31 protein-coding genes, 1 pseudogene and 1 riboswitch are annotated in these 26,084 nt (G+C 72.7%); of the genes and pseudogenes, 9 read left to right on the top strand and 23 right to left on the bottom strand.

What is annotated here, in order from left to right; translation table 11 throughout:
- Positions 1 to 27: 27 nt before the first annotated feature.
- The 4 genes and pseudogenes from SGUI_RS01865 to SGUI_RS01875 form a co-directional block, all read right to left on the bottom strand.
- Positions 28 to 852 carry an aldo/keto reductase gene (locus SGUI_RS01865; RefSeq protein ID WP_066635540.1) on the bottom strand — a complete coding sequence of 275 codons (825 nt, stop codon included), beginning with the start codon at positions 850 to 852 and terminating at the stop codon, positions 28 to 30.
- A 59-nt stretch (positions 853 to 911) separates the two neighbouring features.
- Complete coding sequence (locus SGUI_RS18335; protein ID WP_335675527.1) at positions 912 to 1,343, bottom strand: phospholipase D-like domain-containing protein; 432 nt, start codon at positions 1,341 to 1,343, stop codon at positions 912 to 914.
- 347 nt (positions 1,344 to 1,690) lie between these two features.
- Positions 1,691 to 2,380: pseudogene (locus SGUI_RS18340) on the bottom strand (PLDc N-terminal domain-containing protein); the annotation flags it as partial.
- Between the two features lie 9 nt (positions 2,381 to 2,389).
- The gene (locus tag SGUI_RS01875; RefSeq protein ID WP_066635543.1) at positions 2,390 to 3,427 is read right to left on the bottom strand and encodes a YihY/virulence factor BrkB family protein; all 1,038 of its coding nucleotides are present in this window, start codon (positions 3,425 to 3,427) and stop codon (positions 2,390 to 2,392) included.
- Positions 3,428 to 3,545: 118 nt separating this feature from the next.
- Here SGUI_RS01875 and SGUI_RS01880 point away from each other — a divergent pair, with 118 nt between their 5' ends.
- Positions 3,546 to 3,950: a cupin domain-containing protein gene (locus tag SGUI_RS01880; protein ID WP_066635545.1), complete on the top strand. Its 405-nt coding sequence runs from the start codon at positions 3,546 to 3,548 to the stop codon at positions 3,948 to 3,950.
- Positions 3,951 to 3,959: 9 nt separating this feature from the next.
- Positions 3,960 to 4,523, top strand: coding sequence for a cysteine hydrolase family protein (locus tag SGUI_RS01885; RefSeq protein WP_066635547.1), 564 nt, complete (start codon positions 3,960 to 3,962; stop codon positions 4,521 to 4,523).
- A gap of 276 nt (positions 4,524 to 4,799) precedes the next feature.
- On the opposite strand, the gene SGUI_RS01890 is transcribed toward SGUI_RS01885, so the two are convergent.
- From SGUI_RS01890 to SGUI_RS01900, 4 genes are all read right to left on the bottom strand, one after another.
- Positions 4,800 to 5,744, bottom strand: coding sequence for a hypothetical protein (locus SGUI_RS01890; protein ID WP_157621693.1), 945 nt, complete (start codon positions 5,742 to 5,744; stop codon positions 4,800 to 4,802).
- Entirely contained in the window at positions 5,732 to 5,857 is a 126-nt protein-coding gene (locus SGUI_RS18210) for a hypothetical protein (RefSeq protein ID WP_257784404.1), read from the bottom strand. The genes SGUI_RS01890 and SGUI_RS18210 overlap by 13 nt, the downstream gene beginning before the upstream one ends.
- Positions 5,858 to 5,952: 95 nt before the next feature.
- Positions 5,953 to 6,654 (bottom strand): alpha/beta fold hydrolase, encoded by a 702-nt coding sequence (locus SGUI_RS01895; protein WP_066635557.1) that lies wholly within the window; start codon positions 6,652 to 6,654, stop codon positions 5,953 to 5,955.
- Between the two features lie 57 nt (positions 6,655 to 6,711).
- Positions 6,712 to 7,311 (bottom strand): hypothetical protein, encoded by a 600-nt coding sequence (locus SGUI_RS01900; RefSeq protein ID WP_066635561.1) that lies wholly within the window; start codon positions 7,309 to 7,311, stop codon positions 6,712 to 6,714.
- A gap of 111 nt (positions 7,312 to 7,422) precedes the next feature.
- On the opposite strand from SGUI_RS01900, the gene SGUI_RS01905 reads away from it, so the two are divergent.
- The 5 genes from SGUI_RS01905 to SGUI_RS01925 all read left to right on the top strand — a co-directional run bounded on the left by SGUI_RS01905 (position 7,423) and on the right by SGUI_RS01925 (position 11,057).
- The gene (locus SGUI_RS01905; RefSeq protein ID WP_066635563.1) at positions 7,423 to 7,818 is read left to right on the top strand and encodes an HIT family protein; all 396 of its coding nucleotides are present in this window, start codon (positions 7,423 to 7,425) and stop codon (positions 7,816 to 7,818) included.
- Positions 7,819 to 7,925: 107 nt separating this feature from the next.
- Entirely contained in the window at positions 7,926 to 8,936 is a 1,011-nt protein-coding gene (locus SGUI_RS01910) for a homocysteine S-methyltransferase family protein (protein ID WP_083190424.1), read from the top strand.
- A gap of 12 nt (positions 8,937 to 8,948) precedes the next feature.
- On the top strand, positions 8,949 to 9,467 hold the full coding sequence (locus SGUI_RS01915; protein ID WP_066635564.1) for a DoxX family membrane protein: 519 nt from the start codon (positions 8,949 to 8,951) through the stop codon (positions 9,465 to 9,467).
- A gap of 19 nt (positions 9,468 to 9,486) precedes the next feature.
- A complete protein-coding gene (locus tag SGUI_RS01920) occupies positions 9,487 to 10,671 on the top strand; it encodes a methyltransferase domain-containing protein (protein ID WP_066635566.1) in 1,185 nt (394 codons plus the stop codon).
- Between the two features lie 44 nt (positions 10,672 to 10,715).
- On the top strand, positions 10,716 to 11,057 hold the full coding sequence (locus SGUI_RS01925; protein WP_066635568.1) for a hypothetical protein: 342 nt from the start codon (positions 10,716 to 10,718) through the stop codon (positions 11,055 to 11,057).
- A gap of 22 nt (positions 11,058 to 11,079) precedes the next feature.
- Here SGUI_RS01925 and SGUI_RS01930 read toward each other — a convergent pair whose 3' ends face one another.
- From SGUI_RS01930 to SGUI_RS01940, 3 genes are all read right to left on the bottom strand, one after another.
- Positions 11,080 to 11,700, bottom strand: coding sequence for an L-threonylcarbamoyladenylate synthase (locus SGUI_RS01930; RefSeq protein ID WP_066635570.1), 621 nt, complete (start codon positions 11,698 to 11,700; stop codon positions 11,080 to 11,082).
- Positions 11,701 to 11,764: 64 nt separating this feature from the next.
- Positions 11,765 to 12,577 (bottom strand): alpha/beta fold hydrolase, encoded by an 813-nt coding sequence (locus tag SGUI_RS01935; protein WP_335675528.1) that lies wholly within the window; start codon positions 12,575 to 12,577, stop codon positions 11,765 to 11,767.
- 69 nt (positions 12,578 to 12,646) lie between these two features.
- Positions 12,647 to 13,636, bottom strand: a complete 990-nt coding sequence (locus SGUI_RS01940) for a GNAT family N-acetyltransferase (RefSeq protein ID WP_066635575.1) — start codon at positions 13,634 to 13,636, stop codon at positions 12,647 to 12,649.
- A 73-nt stretch (positions 13,637 to 13,709) separates the two neighbouring features.
- Between SGUI_RS01940 and SGUI_RS01945 the strand changes: the two genes are divergently transcribed.
- Complete coding sequence (locus SGUI_RS01945) at positions 13,710 to 14,435, top strand: DUF421 domain-containing protein (RefSeq protein ID WP_066635577.1); 726 nt, start codon at positions 13,710 to 13,712, stop codon at positions 14,433 to 14,435.
- Here the strand turns inward: SGUI_RS01945 and SGUI_RS01950 are convergent.
- Complete coding sequence (locus SGUI_RS01950) at positions 14,432 to 14,863, bottom strand: OsmC family protein (RefSeq protein WP_066635579.1); 432 nt, start codon at positions 14,861 to 14,863, stop codon at positions 14,432 to 14,434. The two genes, SGUI_RS01945 and SGUI_RS01950, sit on opposite strands and share 4 nt — an antisense overlap.
- An 18-nt stretch (positions 14,864 to 14,881) precedes the next feature.
- On the opposite strand from SGUI_RS01950, the gene SGUI_RS01955 reads away from it, so the two are divergent.
- A complete protein-coding gene (locus tag SGUI_RS01955) occupies positions 14,882 to 15,505 on the top strand; it encodes a histidine phosphatase family protein (RefSeq protein WP_083190427.1) in 624 nt (207 codons plus the stop codon).
- A 12-nt stretch (positions 15,506 to 15,517) separates the two neighbouring features.
- Here the strand turns inward: SGUI_RS01955 and SGUI_RS01960 are convergent, their stop codons facing one another.
- From SGUI_RS01960 to SGUI_RS02010, 11 genes are all read right to left on the bottom strand, one after another.
- A complete protein-coding gene (locus SGUI_RS01960; protein ID WP_066635584.1) occupies positions 15,518 to 17,053 on the bottom strand; it encodes a glutamate-cysteine ligase family protein in 1,536 nt (511 codons plus the stop codon).
- A gap of 150 nt (positions 17,054 to 17,203) precedes the next feature.
- Positions 17,204 to 20,089, bottom strand: a complete 2,886-nt coding sequence (gene gcvP, locus SGUI_RS01965) for an aminomethyl-transferring glycine dehydrogenase (protein WP_066635587.1) — start codon at positions 20,087 to 20,089, stop codon at positions 17,204 to 17,206.
- An 81-nt stretch (positions 20,090 to 20,170) separates the two neighbouring features.
- A riboswitch (glycine riboswitch) is annotated at positions 20,171 to 20,267 on the bottom strand.
- 57 nt (positions 20,268 to 20,324) lie between these two features.
- The gene (locus SGUI_RS01970) at positions 20,325 to 20,846 is read right to left on the bottom strand and encodes a MerR family transcriptional regulator (RefSeq protein WP_237141488.1); all 522 of its coding nucleotides are present in this window, start codon (positions 20,844 to 20,846) and stop codon (positions 20,325 to 20,327) included.
- A gap of 163 nt (positions 20,847 to 21,009) precedes the next feature.
- Positions 21,010 to 21,507, bottom strand: coding sequence for a bifunctional nuclease family protein (locus SGUI_RS01975; RefSeq protein WP_066635593.1), 498 nt, complete (start codon positions 21,505 to 21,507; stop codon positions 21,010 to 21,012).
- Between the two features lie 57 nt (positions 21,508 to 21,564).
- Positions 21,565 to 22,347, bottom strand: a complete 783-nt coding sequence (gene ftsR / locus SGUI_RS01980) for a transcriptional regulator FtsR (protein WP_066635596.1) — start codon at positions 22,345 to 22,347, stop codon at positions 21,565 to 21,567.
- Positions 22,344 to 22,805 carry an FHA domain-containing protein gene (locus SGUI_RS01985; protein WP_066642604.1) on the bottom strand — a complete coding sequence of 154 codons (462 nt, stop codon included), beginning with the start codon at positions 22,803 to 22,805 and terminating at the stop codon, positions 22,344 to 22,346. The genes ftsR and SGUI_RS01985 overlap by 4 nt, the downstream gene beginning before the upstream one ends.
- 93 nt (positions 22,806 to 22,898) lie before the next feature.
- Entirely contained in the window at positions 22,899 to 23,288 is a 390-nt protein-coding gene (gene gcvH / locus SGUI_RS01990; protein ID WP_066635599.1) for a glycine cleavage system protein GcvH, read from the bottom strand.
- A 65-nt stretch (positions 23,289 to 23,353) separates the two neighbouring features.
- On the bottom strand, positions 23,354 to 24,178 hold the full coding sequence (locus tag SGUI_RS01995; protein WP_157621695.1) for a DUF881 domain-containing protein: 825 nt from the start codon (positions 24,176 to 24,178) through the stop codon (positions 23,354 to 23,356).
- A gap of 10 nt (positions 24,179 to 24,188) precedes the next feature.
- Entirely contained in the window at positions 24,189 to 24,521 is a 333-nt protein-coding gene (locus SGUI_RS02000) for a small basic family protein (protein WP_066635602.1), read from the bottom strand.
- Positions 24,518 to 25,441: a DUF881 domain-containing protein gene (locus tag SGUI_RS02005; RefSeq protein WP_066635605.1), complete on the bottom strand. Its 924-nt coding sequence runs from the start codon at positions 25,439 to 25,441 to the stop codon at positions 24,518 to 24,520. The genes SGUI_RS02000 and SGUI_RS02005 overlap by 4 nt, the downstream gene beginning before the upstream one ends.
- Entirely contained in the window at positions 25,438 to 26,073 is a 636-nt protein-coding gene (locus SGUI_RS02010) for a CDP-alcohol phosphatidyltransferase family protein (RefSeq protein WP_066635608.1), read from the bottom strand. The genes SGUI_RS02005 and SGUI_RS02010 overlap by 4 nt, the downstream gene beginning before the upstream one ends.
- Positions 26,074 to 26,084 lie beyond the last annotated feature (11 nt).

The following is a 26,084-nucleotide window of genomic DNA, read 5'->3' on the forward strand; positions in this document are numbered from 1 at the left end:
CGCCGCCGGGAGGGTGTGGACGAGTCCTCACATCTCCTCGTGCGTCTCCGGGTCGCCGCCGAAGAGCCGTCCGTCGGGGCGGCCGAGCGCGGTGATGGCCGCGACCTCCTCGGGGGTCAGCTCCATCCCGACCACGTCCAGGTTGGCGGCCTGCCGGCTCGGGGTCGCCGACTTGGGCAGGGGCATGACGCCCCGCTCCAGGTGCCACCGCAGGATGACCTGCGCAGGGGAGACGCCCAGGCGCTGCGCCGCGTCGCTGACCGGGGCGGCGTCGTACTGCGCCTCCCGCTTGCCCAGCGGGCTCCAGGCCTGGGTCAGCACGCCGAGCTCCTCGTGCACCGCCAGCATCTCCTCCTGCGGGAACAGGGGATGGCACTCGATCTGGTTGAGCACCGGTGCCTCGCCCGTCGCGTCCAGCACCTCGCGCAGGTGCCCCTCGGTGTAGTTGCTCGTGCCCACGAAGCGCACGAAACCCCGCTCGCGGCACTCCAGCAGGGCCTCGACCGCCTCCACGTAGTGACCCTGGGAGGGATTGGGCCAGTGGACCAGCGCCACGTCGACCTGGTCCAGGCCCAGCCGCTCCAGCGACTGCTCCACGCTGGCGATGGCCGCGTCCCGCTGGTGCGCCCGGCCGGGGATCTTCGTGGCGACGAGCACGTCCTCGCGGGGGAGTCCGCTGCGCCGCAGCGCCTCGCCGACCTCCCGCTCGTTCTCGTAGTTGACCGCGGTGTCGAGGTAGCGGTAGCCGACCTCGAGGGCGGAGACCATGGCCTCGATCCCCTCCTCGTCGCGCAGGGGATAGGTGCCGAAGCCGACGTGGGGGAGCGGGGTGCCGTCGCGGAGGGTATGCATCACCCCACCGTAGGCGTCCGGCCGCGGCGACGCAGGGGGAGCGGCCCGCGCCGGCGGCGTCACATGAGCGCGGCGGTGAGGCGGCAGACGTTGTCGAGGTAGCGCTCGTGCCAGGGCCGCCCGGCCCACTCCTGCAGCGTCAGCTCGCGGGAGGCCACGCGGTAGGCGGCGTCGTTGGCCTGCAGGTCCCGCACGAGGTCGCCACCGAAGGCGAGCAGCATGATCTCGTAGGTGAGGGCGAAGGAGCGGAAGTCCATGTTGCTCGAGCCGATGAGCGCGACCCGGTCGTCGACGGTGAGGTACTTGCCGTGCAGCACCGTCGGCGCCGGGTAGAGGTGGACGACGACCCCGGCCTCCAGGAGGCTCTGGTAGTAGGAGCGCTGCGCGTGCCCCACGAGCAACTGGTCGGCCTCCTCGCCGACGAAGAGCTCCACGAGCACCCCGCGGTAGACCGCGCTGGTGATCGCCGCCAGCAGCGCCTCGTCCGGCACGAAGTAGGGGTGGTGATGGCGACCCGCTCCCGCGCCATGTGGATGAGGGAGACGAAGAGCCTCCAGTTGGGCTCGGTCGGGAAGCCGGGGCCGGAGGGGACGAGCTGCATCGCGTGTGCCGCGCCTCCCGGGACCAGGTCGGGCTGGTCGGGGAAGTAGCGCTCGTGGTCGAGGTTCAGGTTCTGCCCGGTCTCGGTGTACCAGTCCGTCACGAAGACGGCGGAGACCTGGATGACGACGTCCCCACTGACCTGGACGGACACATCGCTCCAGGCCCGTCCCATGCGAGCGTTCTTGGCGCTGCCGTAGGCCGGGTCGATGAGGTTGTGCGAGCCGACGAAGGCGGTCTCGCCGTCGACGACCACGAGCTTGCGGTGGTTGCGCAGGTCGGGGCGCTGCCACTGCTTGCGCAGCGGGTTCAGCGGCATCATGAGGTGCCACTCGATGCCGGCCGCGTCCATCCTCGGCCCCAGCTCCTTGCGCCCCGGGTACTTGCGCGAGCCGAGGTGGTCCAGCAGCAGACGCACCTCCACGCCGCGGCCGGCGGCGCGCTCCAGGGCCTGGAAGACGACGTCGGTGCTCTCGTCCCAGGAGACGATGTAGAACTCGACGTGCACGAAGTCGCGGGCCTGGTCTACCGCGGCCGCGATGGCGGCGAAGAAGTCCGCTGTGTCGGGGAAGACCCCGTCGCAGGACCCGCTGACGCAGGACAGCCCGGTGAGCTCCCGGTTCATCCGCAGGATCGAGTCGAGGTCCGGCTCCGGCTGGACCTGCGGCAGGTCGGGGAGGGTGTCGGCGTGGTCGGACAGGAGCTGGTTGGCCTGCCGCTGGATGTCGTGCCGGCGGCCCGAGACGTACTTGCTGCCGATGAGGAAGTAGAGCGGGAAGCCCACCAGCGGGATGAAGAGGATGAGCAGCAGCCAGGCCGACGACGCGGACGGGCGCCGGTTCTCCGGGACCGAGCCGATCGCCCAGATCTTCAGGACATACTCGGCGACCAGCCAGACCGAGGAGATCGCGTAGAGGACCGTGGTCATGGCGGGATTCTAGGGTGATCGAGGCCCGTCGCTGCCGGAGTCGGGGATGAGTGTCCCGGTGACCTCGTGGTGCGGCCAATCCAGCGTCTCCGGCACGGTCTGGGTGACGTAGTTCGGGGTCTCCCGGTCGTGGACCGCCCGGGGCTCCACCGGCAGGTTGGTGTGCGGCGGGTTCGCCGTCCACGCGGCGGTGTAGAGGCACCAGCGCAGGCCCAGGTTGAGCCAGATGATGAGGGTGGCCAGCACCGCGAACGAGGCGATGATCGGGTTGTCCCACCGGCCGATGAGGCTCGTCCCGGCCAGCCGGAGCAGGCCCCAGCCGGCCGCGCCCAGCAGTGCTCCCTTCCACCAGTCGGGGCTGGGGATCCGCACCTTGGCGGCGACGCGGAAGAGCACGTAGAAGGTGATGGCGTCCACGACGAAGGCCGCGAGCACGGCGGCGCTGCGCAGCAGGAACCGGGTGGTGTCGCCGCTGGCCCCGACGGCGTCCAGCGCCAGGTGCGCGGCACCGGTCGTCGCGCTCAGCAGCAGCGAGGACACCAGCACTGCGGTGGCCAGCATGAGCACCCCGGCCCCGTCCCACAGCTTGCCGCGGATCGGTCGCATGGGTGCGCCGGTGAGCCCGAACATCGAACGGATGCTGTTGCGCAGGCCGGTGAGCACGTTGGTCGCCGTCCAGACCAGGACCGGCACCGAGATGATCGTGGCGAAGGTCAGCGACCGCTCCAGGAGCAGCCGGTCGGGGTCGATGATGCCGCCGTTGACCCCGTCGTCCACGAGACCGGGGAAGGCGGTGTTGATGGCCATGACCACGCGGTCGAAGAGCTCGGGCTGGCGGCCCAGGACCACCCGGAAGCCGTTGGTGAGGATGGTGACCAGGGCGACGAGGGAGACGAGCGCGGAGATCGTCACCCCGCCGGCCGAGAGGTTGCCGCGGACGAGCAGGTAGCGGACGAAGGCCCGCACCGGGCGCGAGGTGTCCACCCGGTGGATGGCGTGCCAGAAGAGGTTGCGCTGCGCGCCGTCGTCTTCAGCCTCCTGCGGCATACCGCCCCTCTCGCTCGTTCCTCGGAGCACAAGGTATACCGCCGCGTCGTGCCGGTCCTGCGCTGCCCGCCGGTGTCGCGGACTGGACAGCCGGGCCCGGCCGGGGTGGGATGCAGGTATGCCCGAAGTAGAGCTCCCCGCAGCCGCCGTCCCGTGCCGCCGCATCCCCGACGGCGCCCTCGTGGACGCGGACCCGACGCCCGGCATGAGCCGGCGGGTGGCCGAGCACACCGAGGGCATGTGGACCGGCACCGTGGACACCGCGCCCGGCGCCGTCACGGGCTGGCACCACCACGGGGAGCACGAGACGACGCTCTACATCGTCTCCGGCACCTTCCGGCTGGAGTCCGGGCCGTCCGGCGGCGACGTGATCGAGGCCGGGCCGGGCGACTTCGTCCGAGTGCCCGCCGGGGCGGTCCACCGCGAGTCGAACCCGGGGGAGGAGCCCTCCCGTGCGGTCATCGTGCGTTGCGGCTCGGGTGCGCCCACGGTCAACGTCGACGGCCCCGCAGCACCGGGCTAGCCTCGGGCCATGGAACGGGTCGGCCCGACGGCGGCGCTGGTGGTGATCGACGTCCAGCAGGGGTTCCTGGACGAGGAGTACTGGGGGAGGCGCAACAACCCGCACAGCGAGTCCAACATCGCCGTGCTCCTGGACCACTGGCGGGCCACCGCCAGGCCCGTGGTCTTTGTCCGTCACGACTCCACCAGCACAACCTCGCCGCTGCACCCCGACGCACCGGGCAACGACTTCCAGCCGGTGGTCACCGGCGAGCCCGACCTGCTGGTGCGCAAGAGCGTCAACTCCAGCTTCCACGGCACACCGGACCTGCACGCCTGGCTCCGGCAGGAGGGCATCACCGAGCTGGTCCTGTGCGGGATCACCACGAACCACTGCTGCGAGACGACGGCGCGGGTGGGAGGCAACCTCGGCCTCGACGTGTGGTTCGCCCTCGACGCCACGCATACCTTCGACCGGCAGGACCCCGACGGCGAGCTCGTCACCGCGGACACGCTGTCCAGGGTCACGGCGACCAACCTGCACGGCGAGTTCGCCACGGTCACGACCACGCAGTTCCTGACCTCGACGCCCTGAGGGCCGCGGCGGAACCTGCCGGCACCTGGGCAAGGTTGTGCACCGCAGGCAAGGCTGTGCACCGCACGGACAACCTGGGCAAGGTTGTGCACCGGAAACGACGTCGAGAACGCTGCCTCGGGTGCAGATCCTTGCCCAGGTCGGGTCGCTGGCCAGATGGGCCTGGCGGCCTTCTGCGAAGAACGCCGATAAGTCACATTATGTCAAGTAGTTGCCAGGAGGTCCACCGGTCCGACGTCCGCCCCTGCCCCGCCGACAGCGCCGGGTGGAGCGCCCTCACTGCCGCTCGTGGTCGACCAGCCAGGCGGCGTCGACCGGCTGCAGCTCGCGCGCGAGCTCCACGGTCTCGTCCTCGGTCCAACCCGGCACCCCGTCGAAGTTCGTCCGGTCCGTGAGGCGGACGTTGCTCCCGCCGAGGTCGACGTAGACGACGTAGTGGTCACTCTCGGGCTGACGGTAGACACTCAGGCCGTCGCCGAGGTCCTCGCACGGCCGGTTGTCTGTCAGGGTGAGGCAGTCACCGCCGCCGGGGCGGATGTCGACGTCGAGGTATGCCGCGTCCGGGATCTCGCCGCGCGCCACGATGTAGGACACGAGGTCTCCCGAAAGCCCCGTCACCGTCCACACGGACAGGTCCTCCCGCCCGACGGGCGCCACGAGATCCGCGCCCACAGCCTCCAGCTCGGCGATCTCCTCGCGGCGTTCCTCGCGGTCCAGCACGATCCAGGTGCCCGTCGCGAGGGCGACGGCGCAGGCCAGGGCGACCGCTCCCGGCAGCCAGGCACGGCGCCGCTCCCCCGCGCCGGGCTCCCCCGCACCCACGTCGTCAGCACCGTTCTCGTCCGCGCCGGCGTCACGAGCACCGCTCTCCCCCGCACGCGGCCCCACCGCCGTCAGCCCGGCCACCACCGGGGCCATCAGGACGAGCACCAGCGAGAGCGTCTCGTCCACCTCCGCGAGCATCACGGCCGGCACGACCAGCACGATCGTGGTCGGCAGCCACCACCAGCGCATCCACCGGGCCGCCAGCACGGCCGCCGCCACCGCCCCCAGGAGTGCTCCCAGCAGGGCCCCGCCGAAAGGGTAGTCGAGGCACTCCAGACCGCCCTCGCACGGGATCATCGCCCCGATCGCGAAACCCCCCGCCGCGAGCACCAGGACGAGGACGAACCACGTCGCGAGCGCGGCGACGAGTGATCCGGCCCGGCCTACCCGGGGCACGGGGCACCCTCGCAGCACGGCCTGATCCATCCGCAGCCGTCGCACCGCTCGTGCGAGGTCTCCCAGCGCAGGAGGGTGCCGCAGTTGGGGCAGGGCTCGGTGAGGTCAGCCATGGCGACAGTCTGGCAACCCGGCGGGGAGGGTCCACCGAGGCACGCCGCCCCCGACCCGCGGGGCGCCGGACGCGCTCGAGGCGCCCGGAACGGGCTCAGCCGGCCGCGTCGGCCACGACGGCGGCCAGATCGGCGGGCCGGGACCACATGGGCCAGTGACCCGTGGGCAGGTCGACGTAGGTCAGCGCCCGGTAGTCCGGCAGCGCACGGAGGAAGGGCACCCCCTGCGCGGCGTAGCTGCGGAAGTCCTCGCTCGGGAAGGACGTGCACACCACCGTCGCCGGCACGTCGTGCCGCGCGTCGTTCGTGAGCCGCACCGGCGTGCTGACGACCAGCCCGGGGGTCGGGACCGCACGCTCCCGGAAGGTCGAGAGCTGCTCCTCGGTGAGGTCCCGCATGGATCCCTCCGCCAGCTCGTCCTCGTAGCGGTCCTCCAGCAGCAGCACCTCCTCCGCGAACTCGGCGTCCATCGCGCCGCCGTCCGCCGACGGCGCGGTGTCGACCCACACCACGTGGTCGACCAGCTCGGGTCGCTGGTCCAGCACCAGGGTGCCCGGGACCGCCGCGCCGCTGTGCAGCACCAGGACCCGCCGGTCCGCCGCCGGGTCGAGCGCGGCGACGATCGCGTCCGCCTGGTCCTGCGGGGTCACCCGTGAACGGTCGGGGTCCTCGACCCCCTGGCCCGGCAGGGTCAGCGCGTCCACGGCATACCCCTGCTCGGACAGGAGCCGGGCGACCTCGTCCCACGCCCACTCCCCCAGCCAGAACCCCGGCACCAGCACGATCTGTGTCGTCATGTGCCCAGCCTGGCACCGCCCGCGGACAGTGCGCGTCCGCGGGCGGCAGCGAGGACGTCAGGACGACACGGCGGCGGCGAACTCGTCGGCGAAGGTGACCATGAGGTCGAGCGTCCCGGCGTCACCGTTCATGGTGATCACGCCGTCCTCGGTGCGCTGGTAGCAGACGGCCGACGTCCCGCCGGGGTTGAGCCCGCAGCTGCCCGCACCGGCCTCGGTGTTGTCGGTCTCGATCTCGGAGACGAGGTCCTCGTAGGGCGAGGACAGCGGCTGGCTGTCGACCGACACGTACTCCCCCGACTCCATCTCGTAGATGACCGCAGGCCCGCTGTCGTCCGCGAGGGTGAAGTCGCCGACCGTCTCGGGCGGCGAGTCCATGACGCCGGCCGGCAGGGTGTCGACCGCCGACCCCGCCTCCTCGGACCCGGAGTCCTCGGTCGTCTCTTCCTCGGTGGTCTCCATCGGCTCCTCCGAGGTCTCCTCCATGGGTTCCTCGGAGGTCTCGTCCATGGTCTCCTCCTCCATGGCCGAGGTCTCGGCGGCCGAGGTCTCCTCGGACGGGCTCGAGGCCTCCTCGCCGCCGTCCCCTCCGCCGCAGGCGGACAGCGCCAGCGCCAGCGCCGCGACAGCAGTCAGTCGTGCTCGGGTCGATCTCATGATGTTCCTCCCCAGGTGGTGTGCCGCGCAGACCACGCGGCACCGCCAGCGTAGGGGGGCGGGTCCACCTCCGCCAGTGCGAGGTGCGCCCGTCATCACTACTGTCGGTCCATGTCCACCATCTTCACCAAGATCATCGAGGGCGAGATCCCGGGCCACATCGTCTGGAGCGACGAGGTCTGCGCCGCCTTCCTCGACATCGAGCCCCTCACCCCCGGTCACGTGCTCGTCGTGCCCCGGGACGAGACCGACCACTGGGTCGACCTGCCGACCGGGACGCTCGACCATGTCATGAACGTCGCCGCGACGATCGGCCGGGCGCAGCAGCAGGTCTACGGCGCCGAGCGCGTCGGGATCATCGTGCAGGGCTTCGAGGTCCCGCACGCCCACGTCCACGTCTTCCCGACCTCGGACCCGGGCGACTTCGACCTCACCCGCAAGGGACCCCGGGACGAGGAGGACCTGGCCGCCGACGCGGCGGCGCTGCGCGAGGCGCTCGAGCGCTGAGACCGCCGCCCCGGATGTATCTGGACGCCCCCCAGGGTCCTCCTGACTGCGGACGACCCTGGGCGCGGCACCGTGCGAAGCTGCGCCCCTGAGACGGAGGAGCAGCCATGGGTGGCGTCACCAGGACCTCGGACCGTCAGCGTTGGCGGCTCCCCTCCGTCCCCGCCGGCTTCGTCACCGACGGAGGCATGGAGACCGACCTCATCTTCCACCACGGGGTGGACCTGCCCGAGTTCGCCGCCTTCCCGCTCCTCGAGCACGACGAGGGCCGGCGCCGCCTGCGGGACTACTACACGGGGTATGCCCACATCACCCGGCACCGTGGCGCGGGCCTGCTCCTGGAGTCACCCACCTGGCGAGCCAACCCGGATTGGGGCCGCGCCCTCGGCTACGACCGGACCGCTCTGCACCGGGTCAACGTCGAGGCGGTGACCTGGCTGCACGACCTCGCGCAGGCCCTCTCCCCCGACCTCCCGGCCGTCGTGGTGAGCGGCATGGTCGGCCCGCGCGGCGACGGCTACGCGGCGAGCACCATCGACCCGGACGAGGCTGCCGCGTACCACCAGGACCAGCTCGCGGCCTTCGCCGAGGCCGGTGCCGACCTGGCGGCGGCGCTGACCCTGACCTCGGTCGGTGAGGCCGTCGGCGTCGTGCGCGCGGCCGAGGCGGTCGGCATACCCGTCGCCGTGTCCTTCACCGTGGAGACCGACGGCGCCCTGCCCGACGGCACCCCGCTCGGGTCCGCGATCGAGACCGTCGACGCGGCGACCTCGGGCGCGGCCAGCCACTTCCTCGTCAACTGCGCCCATCCCCGCCACATCGCTCCGGGCGTGGACGCGGCCGGCGCCGGCACCTCCGAGGACGGCTGGAGGTCCCGCATCGCCGGGCTCCGGGTCAACGCCTCCGCGCTCAGCCACGCCGAGCTCGACGAGGCGGTCGAGCTGGACGAGGGCGACATCCCCGCGCTCGCCGCGGCGACGCACGCCCTGGCCGCCTCCCTGCCCTCGGTCCGGATCCTCGGCGGCTGCTGCGGCACCGACGTCCGTCACGTCGCCGCGATGTGGGGCGTGCCGCAGGACACGCCGGGCGCTGACCCTGGCCCGGCGGCGGCAGGCTGACACAGTGGTGGGATGAGCGAGAGCGTCGACGGGCAGGACGCCTCCGACTTCCACCGGGAGGTGGGCGACCCCTGGGACGAGGGGTATGCCGTGACCGGCCCGGTCGAGGCGCACGGCCGCTCGCTCGACTTCGGGCTGCTGCTCCTGCGCGCGGGCTCCCTGCTGCTCGTCCCGCACGGCGCCTACGCGGCCTTCGACATGGCGCGCTTCACCGCCCTGGTGGACCAGACCCTCATCGGCTCCCAGGCCCCCGACTTCTTCGCCTGGGCGATCATGCTCTGCGCCGTCGGCCTGCCCGTCCTGCTGCTCCTGGGCCTGTTCACCCGACCGGCGGCCTTCCTCCTCACCGCCGTGCTGGCCGCCGTCTGGATCCTCGGGGTCTTCCTCCGCGAGGACTACCGGCCGTTCGCCGGCGACGGGTCGCTCACCGGCGAGGTGGCGCTGCTCCTCGTCGCCCTCGTGCTGCCGCTCGTCTTCACGGGTGCCGGGCGCCTGTCGGTGGACAGCCTGCGCACCGGGGGTCGGCCCTAGGCGTCGGTAGTCTGACGCGGTGAGGTGCGACTACTTCGACGCGGGGACGTGCCGGTCGTGCACCCTCATGGGCCAGCCGTACGCCCTCCAGCTCGCGCAGAAGCAGCGCGACGTCGCCGGGACGCTGGACACGCATGTGGCCGCGGACCCGTGGCTCGAGCCCGTGCCCAGCCCGGAGTCGGGCTTCCGCAACAAGGCCAAGCTCGTCGTCGGCGGCACCAAGGTCGCGCCCACCGTGGGCATCCTCGACGCCGACGGGCACGGGACCGACCTGCGGCACTGCGGCCTCTACGAGGCGGGTCTGGACCGGGCCGTGGCCGCGCTGCCCGACCTGCTCGCGGGCGCCGGGCTCACCCCCTACGACGTCCCCTCCCGCCAGGGCGAGCTCAAGCACGTCCTGCTCACCCACTCCCCCGACGACGCCATCCTGGCCCGCGTCGTGCTCCGCTCCCCCGGCCAGCGACGGCGGGTGGGCGACCTCGTGGAGGCGTGGCGGCGCCGCCCCGACCTGCCGAGGCTGCAGGTCGCCAGCATCAACCTGCAGCCGGCCCACGCGGCGGTGCTCGAGGGGCGGCGGGAGGAGGTGCTCACCCCGGACACAACGCTGCCGATGCGCCTGGGCGAGGTGACGCTCCACCTCGGCACCCGCAGCTTTTTCCAGACCAACACCACCGTCGCCTCGGCGCTCTACCGGCAGGTCGCCGCGTGGGTGGACGAGCTCGACCCGGGCAGCGTCTGGGACCTCTACTGCGGCGTCGGCGGCTTCGCGGTGCACCTCGCGGCCCCAGGCCGGCAGGTGACCGGCGTCGAGGTGTCGGCCGAGGCGGTGCGCAGCGCCGGGCGCAGCGCCGAGGGGCTGGGCCCGGCCGCCGAGGGTCTGCGCTTCGTCACCGACGACGCCACGGCGTATGCCCTGGGCTCGGCCCGGCAGGAGCGCCCCGACCTCGTGATCGTCAACCCGCCCCGCCGCGGGCTCGGCGCGAGGCTGCCGGAGTGGCTCGAGACCTCCGGCATACCGCACGTCGTCTACTCCAGCTGCGCGGCGGCCACCCTGTCGCAGGACCTCGAGCGGATGCCGTCCTACCGGGTGACGCGGGCGCGGCTGTTCGACATGTTCCCGCAGACGCGGCACCACGAGGTCGCGGTCGTGCTCTCCCGGCACGCGGGTGGGTCGCTCGGCCCCGAGGCCGCCGCTCTGCCATGATGGACCCTCCGCGACATCCCCGACGACGAGGAAGTGCCAGAGCGATGCCCAACACCTTCGAGGCCGTGTCCCCCTCCGGGCACGAGCGCAGCTCGGCCTTCCTGTCCGTCCCGCAGCCGAACGACGTGCTCGAGGACTACATGGAGCGGTCCCAGCTGCACCGCGGCTCGCTGCGCGAGCAGGACGGCTACACGATCCCGTTCCGGGACGGCGGCCAGGTGCGCATCACGGTCCGCGAGGAGGGCGACGACGCCGAGCAGGGGGTCGGCCTCCTCTTCGAGGTCGAGGCGCCCAACACCGAGCGCCGGGACTACATCGAGCGCGAGGTCGACCAGGAGCTCGGGGCGGACACGGACGGCCTGAGCTGGCAGCGCGAGCAGGGCTGAGCCCGGCCCGCTAGCTCCTCGCTCACGAGAAGGGCGCCGGGTCACCGGACCCGACCCGCACGACCTCGGCATACCCCTCGGACAGGTCGACCACGGTCGTGGGCTCGCACCCGGTCTGGTCGCCGTCGACGACGACCTCGACCTGGTGGTCCAACCGCTCCTTGACCTCCCAGCCGTAGCCCAGCGGCTCCTCCTCCCCCGGCAGGAGCAGGGTGCTGGTGAGCAGCGGCTCCCCCATCTCCGACAGCAGCGCCCGGCAGATCGGGTCCTGGGGTATGCGCACGCCCACCGTCCGCTTCTTGGGGTGCAGGAGCCGCCGGGGCACCTCCTTGGTGGCCGGCAGGATGAAGGTGTAGCAGCCCGGGGTCGCGGCCTTGACCGCGCGGAAGACGGCGTTGTCGAGCTGGACGAACTGGCCGAGCTGGGAGAAGTCGGCGCACATGAGGGTGAAGTGGTGGCGGTCGTCGAGCCCCCGGATCGAGACGATCCGTCCCTTGGCGTCCGGGTCGCCCAGCTGCGCCCCGAGGCTGTAGCAGGCGTCCGTCGGGAAGGCCACGAGACCTCCCTCGCGCAGCACCCCGGCCACCTGCTGGATGAGCCGGGGCTGCGGGTCGACCGGGTGGATGTCCAGGAAGCGTGCCATGGGCCGACTGTAACCATCCGGGACGGGCCGTGACGAGGGCCGAGGGTGTCCCGGCCCCGGGTCCTCACCGCGCGCGGAGGAACTGCCGCAGCGTCGCGGTGAAGGCCTGCGGCTGCTCGGAGTGGACCCAGTGGCCGGCGTCCTTGATCGTCACCTGCACGGTGCGGGGGAAGAGCCGGCGCATGACCTCGCCGTCGGCCTCGCCGACGTAGGGCGAGTCCGCCCCGGCGATCCACAGGACCCGCCCCCCGAAGCTCCGTCCCTCGTGCGGGACGTCACCCATCACCGCCGTCAGGTCGCGGCGCAGCACGTCGAGGTTGGGCTGCCAGGCGAACTCCCCGGTGTCGCCGTCGCGGCGCAGGTTCTGCAGGAGGAAGCCGCGCAGGGTACGGGAGTCCACGTCCGCGGACAGCTCGGTGTCGGCCTGCCCGTGGGAGGTGATCGAGCCGAGGTCGATGCGCTCGAGGGAGTCCAGCAGGTGCTGGAAGTTGCTGCCGTCCGCGGAGCCGGTGGGGCTGATGTCGACGACGACGAGACGGTCGAGGAGCTCGGGCGCCTGCAGCGCCGCGGTCATGGCGATCTTACCGCCCATCGAGTGGCCGACGAGGTTGACCGGTGTCCCCTCCGCGCCCAGCGCCCGCAGCTGCTGCACCACCAGGTCGGCGGCCCCGGCGTAGTCGAAGGCCTCGGTCCAGGGCGAGCGACCGTGGTCGGGCATGTCGAGCAGGACGCAGCGGAAGTCCGGCTGCAGCGCCTTGGCGATCCCGGTGAAGTTGCGACCCCGCCCCAGGAGACCGTGGCAGAAGACCACCACCGGGCCGTCCTCGCCGATGACGGTCTGGGCGAGCGGTCCGGCTGAGGTCGTGGCGGAGGTCACGGCGGCCACCCTAGCCGCCGCTCCCCCGCCGGTCGCGCACCGCCGTCCGCGCCCCGGGCAGCGCGCGCCTCAGGTCGTCGGCGCGGTCAGCGGCTTGCGCATCGCGGCGCTGCGGTGCTTGAGCGCGAAGCCCAGGCGCTCGTAGAGGCGCGTCGCCCCGGTCGGGCTGTCGGAGTCCACGTCCAGCTCGATGACGTCGTAGTCGCCGGAGGCTGCCGCCAGGCCGATGGTGCGGGCCAGCGCCGCGGCGGCGATCCCCCGGCCGCGGGCTGCCGCCACCGTGCCGAGGATGGCGACGTAGGCCTCCCGGTCCACCCACTGGGCCGCCATGACGTAGGCGAGGACCTGGCCGTCCAGCTCACCGCCCCGGGCCACCGCGACCGTCGAGACCGCCGGCCGGGCGCTGCGCGAGACCCATCGCTCGTGCCAGCGCTCCGCGTCGCTCTCCCCCGAGCCCCAGTGGTCCCGGAAGGCGGCGTTGTGCGCCAGCCGGACCGCCTCCTCGTCCTCGTCGGTGGGCGTGCGCAGCTCGACCCCGTCGATCTCGGCGACGGCGGGCGGGTCGGCGAGGTCGCGGCCCAGCAGGTTGAAGTAGCGCACCACGGCATACCCGTGGTCGCCCAGCAGCTCGCGCGACCCGGACCCGTCCAGCCCGCCCCCGGCGGAGAGGTAGCCCGGGACGTCGGGGTGGCGCTGCGCGAGCAGCTCCTGCGCCCGCTGCTCCAGGTGCCGGACGAGCTCGGTCCCGAGGCCGCGGCCGCGGTGGTCGGCGTGGACGCCGCCGTCGAGGTAGGCCCGGGCCTGCCCCTCGTGGTCCAGGGTCTGGGGCACCCCCGTCGCGCCGTAGCCCACGAGGGTGTCGCCGGCCCACACCGCGACGGTGTCCCGCTCCGGGTCCGTGCCCGGTGCCCGCAGCTCCTCCGCGAGGTCCTCGGCGGAGGAGAACTCCTCCGTGCCGTCGACGACGGCCAGGTGGTTGACGAGCTCGGCCCAGGCGCCGACGTCGTCGGTGCCCAGGCTGCCCCAGCGGTATGCCGTGCCTGTCGTCTGCGTGGTCATGTCGACCAGCCTGCCCGACCGCAGGGGGCGGCCGCCACCGGATTCTCCGGCTCCATCTGCGACGATGAGCGCCATGCGTGACCTGTGGCACTACATCGGCATCACGCCCGCCGGGGCGATCGCCGTGGTGCTCAGCACGATCACCATCTACTTCGTCTTCGGCGCCGTGCTGCGGCTGTGGGGCCAGCGCCTCTACTCCAGCCCGCGCAGCCTCGACCTCGCGATCGTCACCGTCCTCGGGGCGATCGTGGGCCGCTCGACCATGGGGCACGTGCCGACGCTGACCGGCGGTCTCATCGCGCTGGGCACGCTGGCCGGGCTGGAGGTCACCTTCCGCAACCTGCGCCGGCTGCCCCTGCCCCAGCTGGACCCGCAGTCCCGGGCCCGGGCGGCCGTCCTCGTCGTCGCCGGCAAGGTCCAGAACGACGCCCTGCGCAGCTACGGGCTGACGATGCCCATGCTCTGGAGCTCGCTGCGCCAGGCGGGGGTGAGCCACCTGTCGCAGGCCGCGCTGGTGGTGCTGGAGCCGAACGGCCAGATCTCCGTGGTCCGGGCCGGGCAGGCGATCCACCCGCGGGCCCTGCTCGGCGTCAAGGGGGCGCACCGCGTGCAGGAGCACCTGCGCGAGGCCGGCCACCTGCATACCGGACCGGCGGGGCAGGCCCGCGCCGCCCACCCCTCGGAGCCCAGCACGGACTCCTCGCCGCGCAGCGTGCCGGCCCCGGGGCCCGAGGGCTCGTCCTCGGGGGGCTCGACCAGCATCACGGCCGACGGGCGCGGAGCGGGCGAGGGCTCCTAGCGGACCTCGAAGTCGACCGGGGTCGGCAGTGCCACCGTGCGCGACACCGTGCACAGCCGGTCCCGCGACATCGTGACCGCCTCGGGCAGCCGCTCCCGCGCGGCGTCGCCGGCCTCGCCCTCGGGGAAGGTCACCTGCACCGTCACGGTGACCGGACCGAGGCGGTTGCCCTCCTCGTCGCGCACCTTGTCGGCACCGGCAGAGATCTCGAAGGAGGTGGGCTCGGCCTTGCGCGAGGTCAGCAGGTCGATGTCGATGCCCGAGCAGCCGGCGACGCCCACGAGCAGCAGCTCCACGGGGGTGAAGGCCGCGCCGTCCTCCCCGGCGCCGTTGCCGACCGGGATGCTGCCGCCGCGGTCGTTGCGGGCCTCGAAGTGGCCAGGGCCGGTGCGGGTGAGGGACACGGAGCGGTGCGGGTCGTCAGCCATGCCCGTAGTGTGCCAGGGGTGAGTGACTCGACGACGCAGATGCCCGGCCCCGCCATCCCCCCGCACCAGCTGGTCCTGGTGCGCCACGGTCAGACCGAGTGGTCCAAGGCCGGCCGGCACACCGGCCTGACCGACCTCCCGCTGCTGCCCGAGGGAGAGGAGGCGGCTGCCGGTCTGCGCAGGGTCCTCGGGGACCGCTCCTTCGCGCACGTGCGGTGCTCGCCGCTGCAGCGGGCACGGCATACCGCCGAGCTCGCCGGGCTGCAGGTCGACGAGATCGACGAGGACCTGCGCGAGTGGGACTACGGCGGCTACGAGGGGCGCAGCACGCCGGAGATCCGGGAGGAGCTGGGCTACCGGTGGAACGTCTTCCACCACCAGATCGTGCCGGGCGACACCCCGGGCGAGACCGTGGAGCAGGTCGCGGCACGCGCCAGCGTGGTGCTGGCCCGCGTCTGGCCCTACCTCTTCGAGGGCGACGTGGCCCTGGTCGGGCACGGGCACGCGCTGCGGATCCTCACCAGCGTCTACCTGCGCCAGGCACCGCGCTTCGGCCAGCACCTGACCTTCGAGGTCGGCGCGGTCGGCATCCTCGGCCACCACCGCGAGCAGCCGACGATGGAGGCCTGGAACCACCGCTGAGGCCCGGCCGGGTCAGGCCGGGGCGGGCTGCCGCTCCTCCGCCTCCGCGGACCGCGCCTCCACCGTCGGCACCTCCCAGGTGTGCACCGGCAGGTTGTCCTCGGAGTTGTCGAGGTAGTGGCCGAACATCGCGGTCAGCGCCTCGTCCCGGCTGTGCCCGGCGTCCTCGTAGGCCTCGGTGACCGCCACCTGCCAGCTCGCGCCGTTGGTGCCCGCACGGCACCGGCCCTCGATGATGGACAGGTAGTGGTTGCGCACCTCGCGGCGCAGCCCGAGGGCGGCGAGCCCGTCGTCGGCCACCGACAGCAGGTGGTCGGCGACGAGGTCCACCACCGGGAGCCGGCCCAGGCCGGGCCAGGTGTGCGTGGCCTCGATGCCGTGCTTGGCCGCGTCGAGGAAGTTGCGGTCGGCGTCCGCGAAGGGCATCTTCGTCCAGATCGGCCGGCCGCTGGTCGTGAACGACTCGAGCAGGCCGTAGTAGAGGCAGGCGTTGGCCACCGTGTCCACGGCGGTCGGGCCGGCGGGGAGCACGCGGTTCTCCACCCGCAGGTGCGGCACGCCCTGGGACATGTCGTAGATGGGGCGGTTCCACCGCCATACCGTGCCGTTGTGCAGCTTGAGGTCGGACAGGTGGGGCACGCCGCCCGACGCGAGCACGGCCTTGGCGTCCTCGTCCGAGGCCTCGGGGAGCAGGGCGGGGAAGGAGCGGACGTTCTCCTCGAAGAGGTCGAAGATCGAGGTGATCCAGGACCGTCCGAAGTAGGCGCGCGGGCGCACGCCCTGGTGCTTGAGCTCGATCGAGCGGGTGTCTGTCATCTGGGTGAACAGCGGGATCCGCGTCTCCGCCCAGAGCCTCTTGCCGAAGAGGTAGGGCGAGTTCGCGCCCATGGCGATCTGCAGGCTCGAGATGACCGTCGCGGCGTTCCAGTAGACCGGGAAGTCCAGCGGGGTGACCTGCTGGTGCAGCTGCACCGAGGTGCAGCCGGACAGCGGGCCGATGGTGTCGTGATAGCTCTGCACCCGCTCACCGGTCGGGCCCTCGAGCTCCAGCTCGAAGCCCTCGCCCCGCTCCCGGATGAGGGAGTCGTTGAGGGCGGTGTAGCGCACGCCCTCGGAGAGCCAGGGTGAGTCGAAGAGCTCCGCGCGCAGGCTGGGGATGATGCCGATCGAGGCGACCCGGCAGGTATACGCGCGGGCGGCGTCCCCGGCCCGCCGCATCGACTGCGAGAGCCACCGCTCCAGCCGCACGGCCTGGTCGCCGGCCATGGGCCGCGGCGGGACGTTGAGCTCGATGTTGTAGCGGCCGACCTCGGGCTGGAAGTCGCCCTCCCCGATGTCGGCGAGGACCTCCTGGTTGCGCAGCGCCGGGGCGAGGCCGTCCTCCTCGACGAGGTTGAGCTCGATCTCCAGGCCCATCTGCGGCCGGGTGAAGTCGAACCTGCTGCCCTCGAGCATCTGCTCGAAGCAGTCCAGGTCGTCACGGACCTTGGCCCGGAACGCCAGGCGCTGCTCCCGCGTGAACTCGCTGCGACTCACCTCTTGGCCCATGCGCTGAATCCTCACACACTGTGGCCTGCATCACCACACCCTGGCCTGGCGTGCCTCACGCCCGGAGTGCGGTCACCTTCGTGCAACCTTCATCACGCTGTAGGGCGATGGAGGTTGCTGGAAGGTGACCGCACTCCGGGGCGGGGCGGCCTAGTCCTCGAAGTCCTCCGGCGGCGGGCAGGAGCAGACGAGGTTGCGGTCGCCATAGACGCCGTCGATGCGCCGGACCGGGGGCCAGTACTTCCGGTCGGGGTCGACACCGGCGGGGTAGGCCGCGGCCATCCGGTCGTAGTCGAGGTTCTCGTCCCACTCCCCCGCCAGGCTGAGCGCGGTATGCGGGGCGCCGCGCAGGGCGCTGGTCTCGACCGAGCCCTCGGCATCGTCCATCTCGCGGCGGATGGCGATCATGGCCTCGATGAAGCGGTCGATCTCCCCCAGGTCCTCGGACTCGGTCGGCTCGACCATGAGGGTCCCCGCCACGGGGAAGGACATCGTCGGGGCGTGGAAGCCGTAGTCGATGAGCCGCTTGGCCACGTCGTCGACGGTCACGCCGGTGCTCTTCGTCAGGCCGCGCAGGTCGAGGATGCACTCGTGCGCCACGAGGCCGTGCTCGCCGGTGTAGAGCACCGGGAAGTGCTCGTGCAGCCGCCGGGCGACGTAGTTGGCGCTGAGCACGGCCACCTGACCGGAGCGGGTCAGGCCCTCCCCGCCCATGAGCCGGATGTAGGCCCACGGGATCTGAAGGATGCCCGCGGAGCCGAAGGGCGCGGCCGAGATCGGCCCCGGCCCGGTCTCCGGGCCGGCCTCGGCGTCCAGCGGGTGGTTGGGGAGGTAGGGCGCCAGGTGCTCGCGCACGCCCACCGGCCCGACGCCGGGACCGCCGCCGCCGTGCGGGATGGTGAACGTCTTGTGCAGGTTGAGGTGGCTGACGTCGCCGCCGAACTCGCCCGGCTTGGCGATGCCGAGCAGCGCGTTGAGGTTGGCACCGTCGACGTAGACCTGTCCCCCGGCCTCGTGCACCAGCTCGCACAGCTCGGTGATCGTGTCCTCGTAGACGCCGTGCGTGGAGGGGTAGGTGACCATGATGGCGGCGAGCTGCTCGCCGTGCGTCTCGATCTTGGCGCGTAGGTCCTCCAGGTCGACCTCGCCGGAGCCGGTGCTCTTGACGACGACGACCTTGAGCCCGGCCATCACCGCGCTGGCGGCGTTGGTGCCGTGCGCGCTGGCCGGGATGAGACAGATCCTGCGCTGCTCGTCCCCACGGTCCAGGTGGTACTTCCGGATCGCGAGGAGGCCGGCGAACTCGCCCTGGGCGCCGGCGTTGGGCTGGAGCGAGACCCGGTCGTAGCCGGTGATCTCCTCCAGCCACCCGCACAGCTGGTCGATCATCTCCCGGTATCCCTGGCTCTGGTCCGCGGGGGCGAAGGGGTGCAGCGACCCGAACTCCGGCCAGGTCACCGCCTCCATGGTGGTGGTGGGGTTGAGCTTCATCGTGCAGGAGCCGAGCGGGATCATCCCCCGGTCCAGCGCGTAGTCCTTGTCCGCGAGGCTGCGCAGGTAGCGCAGCATCGCGGTCTCGCTGCGGTGGCTGCTGAACACCGGGTGCGTGAGGTATGCCTCGTCCTCGGCCCGCGCGAGGTCGCCGTGGTCGGGGGCGGTGCCCTCGTCGACGGTCACCGAGCCGGGGTCGGCGCCGAAGGCCTCCGCGACGGCGCGCAGGTCGGCCTCGGTGGTGAGCTCGTCGACGGAGAGCAGCACGGTGTCCTCGTCGACCTGCCACAGGTTGATGCCGCGCTCCAGCGCGGCCGCCAGCACCTCGTCGGCGCGCCCCGGGGTGCGGACCGTGAGGGTGTCGACGTAGCGGTCGACGCCCAGCTCGAGCCCCGCCCCGGTCAGGGCCGAGGCCAGCGCGCGCGCCCGGGCGTGCACCCGCGCCGCGATCCGGCGCAGCCCCTCCGGGCCGTGCCAGACGGCATACATCGAGGCCATGACGGCGAGCAGCACCTGCGCCGTGCAGATGTTGGACGTCGCCTTCTCGCGCCGGATGTGTTGCTCGCGGGTCTGCAGCGCCAGCCGGTAGGCCTGCTTGCCGTCGACGTCCTTGGAGACCCCGACCAGGCGCCCGGGCAGCGTGCGCTCGAGCCCCTCGCGCACCGCGAGGTAGCCGGCGTGCGGGCCGCCGAAGCCGAGCGGGACGCCGAAGCGCTGGCTGCTCCCGACGGCGACGTCGGCGCCCCACCGCGCCGGCGGGGCGAGCAGGGTGAGCGCGAGCAGGTCGGCGGCGACGGTCACGAGCGCCCCGGCCTCGTGCGCGGCGTCGGTGAGGGCGGCGAAGTCGCGCACCTGGCCGTCGGCGCCTGGGTACTGCACGAGCACCCCGAAGACCTCGCGCCCCTGCGCGGCCTCCTTGAGGCTCTCCTCGTCGGTCACGGCGGTGACGTCGGTGGTCACGACGTCCCAGCCCACCGCGGTGGCCCGGGCCCGGATGACCGCCTCGGTCTGGGGCAGCACGTGCTCGTCGAGGAGCAGCACCGCGTCCTGCGCGACCTTGCTGCTGCGACGCATGAGGGCCATGGCCTCGGCGCCCGCGGTGCCCTCGTCGAGCATGGAGGCGCCGGCCACGGCCAGGCCGGTGAGGTCGGTGACCACGGTCTGGAAGTTGAGCAGCGCCTCGAGCCGGCCCTGGGAGATCTCCGGCTGGTAGGGGGTGTAGGCGGTGTACCACGCCGGGTTCTCCAGGATGTTGCGGAGCACCACGGGCGGGGTCTGCGTGCCGTAGTAGCCCAGCCCGATCATCGGCGTGACCACGGTGTTCTTGGCCGCCAGCGCGCGCAGCTCGGCGATCACCGCCTGCTCGCTCGGAGCCGCCTCGATGTCCAGCGGCACGTCGCCGCGGATCCCCTCCGGCGTGGCCGCCTCGACGAGCGCCTCGAGGCTGTCGTAGCCGACCACCTCCAGCATCCTCGCAACGTCCTCCTCGCGGGGACCGACGTGGCGAGCGACGAACTCGGCGGTGGGGTGGCTCAGGGTGCTCATGGGGGGACGAACTCCTTCGGGCGTGGGCCTGCGGGGGCACCTCCCCCTCTGCCGGCCCCGTGCGGGGCGTTCCAGAGCTGCCTGCTCCGCGTGGTCCGGTGCGCCTGAGAGCTTGGTGGGGAGTATGCCCCTTCGGCGCCTCACCGTGTGACGGGGAGGACTCTCCCACGCGACGTCGTCGGCCCCGCCAATCTAGCACCGGCACCCGTCCGCGGGCGCCGCAGGCGGGTCGGGCTCAGGAGGTCTTGCGGGCGCGCCGGCGCGCGGACAGCTCGTCGCCGGGGTGGTCCACCGGCGGCTCGTCGGCACGCTCGCTGGGGAGCTCGGCGAGCTGCCCCTCCACCTCGCGCCAGACGCTGCCGACGGCGATGGCGAAGACGCCCTGGCCGCCGCGGACGAGGTCGATGACCTCGTCGTCGCTGGTGCACTCGTAGACGCTGGCACCGTCGCTCATGAGGGTGATGCGGGCGAGGTCCTGCACGCCCCGCTCCCGCAGGGCGTTGACGGCCACCCGGATCTGCTGCAGCGAGATGCCGGTGTCGAGCAGCCGCTTGATGATCTTGAGGACGAGGATGTCGCGGAAGCTGTAGAGCCGCTGCGTCCCCGAGCCGGAGGGGTTGCGCACCGAGGGCTCGAGCAGCCCGGTCCGGGCCCAGTAGTCGAGCTGGCGGTAGGTCACGCCCGCTGCGCCGCAGACCGTCGGGCCGCGGTAGCCGATGCCGTCGTCCAGCGCCGCCGTGTCGTCCGAGAACAACATCCCCTGGGCCGGCGCCTGCGCCGCCCCACCGGCCGGTCCGCCCGGTGCGTCTGCTCCAGCGTTCACCGGTTCTCCTCGATGGTGTGACTCGTGTGACTGGTGTGGTGCACAAGGTGACGGTATGCCGCGCCCGACCCCGGGTCAACGGCGCCACGCCGGGACCTCACGGCCGCCCCTCCTCGTCCCCGCCACCCGCGGAGGACTCGAAGTCCTCGGCCGACACCTCGTCGAGGAACTCGCGGAAGCGCTCCACCTCGTCCTCCTCCTCGACGGCCATGGTCACGCCCACCTCGTCCAGGAGGTCCTCGGTGGTGAGGATCGGGGTGGCCGAGCGCAGCGCCAGCGCGATCGCGTCCGACGGTCGGGCGGAGAGCACCACGTCACCGTCGAAGTGCAGCTCGGCATAGAAGATGCCGTCCTGCAGCTCGGTGATCTGCACCCGTTCGAGCTTGCGGCCGAGCGCCTCGATGACCGTGACCATGAGGTCGTGGGTCAGCGGGCGAGGCGGCTCCACGCCCTGCTGGGCGTAGGCGATGGCCGTCGCCTCCGGCGCGGCGATCCAGATGGGCACGTAGCGCTGGCCGTCACGCTCGCGCAGCAGCACGATGGGACTGTTGGTCGGCATCTCGACCCGGACACCGAGCACGTCGAGCTCTTTCACCCTTCCACGGTACCCTCCGACGCCCGCCGACGTGGGGCGGACGGGGCACCCGATGGGTCAGCGGGACTGGTTGAGCCCGGAGCGCACCAGCGCGACGTGCAGCGAGAGCGTCTGGGCCAGCAGCTCGGCCTCCCGCTCGGCGGGGTCAGGGCCGGAGGCGCCCCGGGCGCGTCGCCGCCGCAGCGGCTCGAGCAGCTGCTGGGTGAGCCCGATCTCCCGGTCCGCCGCGACCCGGAACAGCCGCAGGTGCCGGGCCTCCAGGCCGAAGCGGGACAGCGCCACCGCGGCCTCGGCCACGTCGACGTCGTCGGCGTGGTGCTTGCCCCCGGCGTCCGTGCGCAGCAGCCCGAAGGCCTTGAGCTGGGAGTATGCCGCCGCGTCCAGACCGGTGCGCTCGCGCAGCTCCGCCGGGGAGAGCCGCACCGCACGGCGGCGGCGCAGCGCACCCGCGCTGAGGTCGGAGACCGGCGCGTGCGTGGCCGGCTCGGGCGGCGGGGCCGGGGCCGGGTGGCCGGCGTCGGCCTCCGGTGCGGGCCCGGTCAGCCCGGGCACGTCCAGCCCCCGGTCGAGCCGGTCCAGGGCGTCCTTGATGACCTTGTGCGGCCAGAAGCGGTCCCGCTGGGCGGTGAGGATGAAGCGCAGCCGGGCGATGTCGGCCTCGGTGAACAGGCGGTAGCCGGAGGCCCGCCGCTCGGGGCTGATGAGCCCCTCCTGCTCGAGGTAGCGGATCTTGGACTGCGTGAGGTCGGGGAAGTCGCCGTGCAGCTCGCGCAGGACGGCACCGATCGACACCCCGCCGGGCGCCACCGTCCCGGCGTGGTCGGGTGCCGGTGAGCTCACGAGCGACCGCGGTAGTAGACCAGCCGGAACTTGCCGATCTGTACCTCGTCGCCCTGGTTGAGCGGCATCTGCTCGATCCGCTGCCGGTTGACGTAGGTGCCGTTGAGGGAGCCGACGTCGCGCACGGCATACCCCTCCTCCTCCTTGACGAACTGCGCGTGCTTGCGCGAGACCGTCACGTCGTCGAGGAAGATGTCGCTGTGCGGGTGCCGGCCCGAGGTGACCTCGTCGGCGTCGAGCAGGAAGCGCGCACCGGTGTTGGGACCGCGCAGCACGATGAGCAGGGCCGTGCCCGGGCGCAGGGCGTCCACCGTGCGCTGGTCGTCCACGGACAGGCGGGGCGCCTCGTCGTCGAAGGTGTACTCCGCGGCGGGCAGGTCGGTACCGCCGGGGATCCGGGCCGTGGTCGGGTCGGAACCCAGGTCGTGGTGCTCGCGGTCACGATCGTCGCCACTCACGGTGCTGACCTCCTCGTCGGTGGGGTGTTGTCCCGGCGGGCGGACGGCCCCGTCGGTCGGTGTGGCCACACTCTACGTCAGGCCACCGACAGCTCAGTCGAGCTGGGCCTGGTAGGCGTCGGTGTCCAGGAGGGTGTCCAGCACGGAGGGGTCGGACAGGCTCATCTCGTACATCCAGCCGTCGCCGTAGCTGTCGGTGTTGACCAGCTCGGGAGTCGCGTCGAGGAGCTCGTTGACCGCCGTGACCTCACCGGCGAGCGGGGCGTAGATGTCGCTCACCGACTTCGTGGACTCCACCTCGCCGCACGAGTCGCCCGGGGCCACCTGCTCGCCCACCGAAGGCAGCGAGACGTAGACGACGTCGCCGAGCGCGTCCTGCGCGTAGGACGTGATCCCCACGCGGACCGTGCCGTCGCCGACGTCGCGGATCCACTCGTGGTCGGTGGTGTAGCGCAGGTCGTCGGGGTACTCCAGGCTGCTCATCGCTCTCCTCGGACTCAGAACCGGTGCGCCGGCCGGAGCGGACGGCGGTGTCGCGGCGCCCGACCTCAGGGATCCTCGGTCGAGGGCACAGGCTGAGCGTAACGAGGCTGGATCGGCTCGTGCAACGCGTCGATGACAACCGTGTCGGCCTCGACGACGGTCACCTCTGCACCGGCGCTGCGCAGCGAGTCGGAGAAGCCGCCGGGGATCGCCATGGCCCCCGCCAGGGTATGCGCGTCCCCGACCGCCGTGATCGTGTAGGGCGAGCCCAGCCGCTGGCCGTCGAGGAGGACCTCGCCCTCGTCGTCGGTGCTCACGTAGGACGACGCGACCACGCGCACCCGGCCGACCTGGATCGCCTCGGCACCGGCGTCGCGCAGCTCCTGGATGCCGTCCAGCACCATGGTCTGGGTCACGACCGAGCCCCCGTCGTCGACGATGACGGTGATGCCCGGGCCCTGCACCGGCACGGTCCCGGCGAGGATCTGATAGGACTCCAGGCGCTCGCGCGCCGCGTCGGCGGCCGCGGCGTCACCCTCGGACCCGAGCAGCCGGGTGCGGTCGGCCTCGAGCTGGTCGACCTCCTCGCCCAGGGACTGGGCGCGGCTGGTGACGTCGTCGAGCAGGGCCACCAGCTCGGTCTCCCGCAGCTGTTCCAGCCCGGCCTCCTCGGTGACCCGCGCCTGCGCCACGAGGGCGACGCCGAGCAGCCCGGTGAGCAGCGCGGCCGTCAGCTGCCCCCGGGTCGGGCGGAAGCGGCCGAACCTGCGCAGCCGCTGCCGGGCCTCGGCCTGGGTCGGGCTCGCGCGTCGGCGCACGCGGGGCCGCGGGATGCCCCGGCGGCCGGGAGGGCCTCCGGGTGCGTCGGGTCGGGTCTGCTCCTCGGTCACCCCGGTCACCTCAGGCACCGAGCAGATGTCGTCGGATGGCGGCGACGTTGGAGAAGATCCGCAGGCCCAGCACCACGACCACGCCGGTCGAGAGCTGGGCGCCGACGCCGAGCTGGTTGCCGAGGAAGACGATGAGCGCGGCGACGACCACGTTGGACAGGAAGGAGATGACGAAGACGCGGTCGTTGAAGATGCCCTCCAGCGACGCCCGCGCCGCACCGAAGACGGCGTCCATCGCGGCGATCACCGCGATGGGAAGGTACGGCTGCAACCAGCCGGGCACCTCCGGGCTGATCACCAGGCCGAGGACGACGCCGACCACCAGGCCGAGGACGGGGATCATCGGGGCTCCTCGCCTCGGGAGGGGGCGGTGGGCAGGCCGCCCGGTGACGGGGCGGTCGGGGGCTCGCCGGTGACGACGCTGCTCACCCGGGTCGAGAGCCGGTCGGCCGCACCGATGGTGACCTCGCCCGCGGCACTCACGTCCGAGGTGAGGCCGAGCTGGCGGTCGATCTCCGCGAGGTATGCCCCGGTCGCCCCGGTGGTGAGCTCGGCCATGAGCTCCTCCGGCGGTCCGATCGCCAGGACGTCGTAGGGCGGGGTCAGGCCCCGGAAGTCGACGATGATCGCCTGCCCGGCGAAGCGGATGGCGGAGGTGCTCGTGAGCCGGTGCCCGTCCACCGAGATCGCCTCGGCACCGGCCCGCCAGAGTCCGTTGACGACGAGCTGCAGGTCGCGGGAGTTGATCCGCTCCGGCTCGGCGTCCTCCCCCGGCGCGTCGTCGGCGGGCTCGTCGGCGTCGTGCAGCGTCAGCCGGACCCCCGGACCCGCGACGGCCACGCCGCCGGCGCTGACCGCTGCGGCGGCGATGGCCTCGCCGGAGCCGCCGCTGTCCGCCACGAGGGCCTGCTGCTCCAGCTCACCCACCTCGGCCCGCAGCGCGTCCACCTGCAGGCTGCGCTCGTCGCCCACGCGCTCGGCCTCCTCGATCCGCTCGACCAGCTGGGCCCGTCCGGCGGCCTCGGCCGGGTCCGGCGCGCGCAGGGTCGTCGCGGCGGTGGTCAGCAGCACGCCCAGGACGAGCGTGGTGCCGAACATCAGCCAGGTCCGGGTGCCGGAGGAGGCCGGCAGCCCCTGCTCGGTCCGGGCCTGCGCCGCCGAGTGGTAGCCCGGACCCAGGGGCGGGTCGAGGACCTCCTCCAGCAGCGCCATCGACGCCGCGGGGTCGGGGTCGGGGTCGGCGTGACCGCGGGGCAGCCTCATCGGTCGGCCCCGGCGGAGCGACGGCGCTGGCCCACCATGTCGGCGACCTGCCAGGCATAGGTGAGGCCGGTCACCCAGTAGAGCACCGTGCCCCACCACACCAGCGCCCAGCCGCAGGCCAGGGCGAGCACCGTCCACCATCCCTCGACGTGCCCGAGCAGCAGCAGCGGGAAACCGCCGAGCAGGTTGAAGGTCGCCGCCTTGCCGACGAAGGTGACCTCGGGGATGGGCAGGCGGTGGTGCCGCACGACCGGGTACATGAGGACGATGAGCGTCTCGCGGGCGAAGAGCACGCCCACCAGCCACCAGGGGATGACGTCCACGGCAGCCAGCCCGAGCACGGTGGCGGCGATGTAGAGGCGGTCGGCGACGGGGTCCAGCACCTGCCCCAGCCGGCTCGTGATGCCGTAGTGCCGGGCGATCTTCCCGTCGGCGAAGTCGGACGCGCCGGCGACCACGAGCACGAGCGCCGCCCAGCCGAGCTCCCGCTCGACGAGCGTCCACACGAAGAACGGGACCAGCGCGAGGCGCAGCATCGACAGCAGGTTCGGGACGGTCCAGAGCCGGTTGGTCACGAGCAGCACGCGGTGCTCCGGCGCCGGGCCGGACCTCTCCCCCTGGACGCCCGTCATACCCCGGGAGT

The organism is Serinicoccus hydrothermalis (assembly GCF_001685415.1).
Lineage (GTDB): Bacteria > Actinomycetota > Actinomycetes > Actinomycetales > Dermatophilaceae > Ornithinicoccus > Ornithinicoccus hydrothermalis.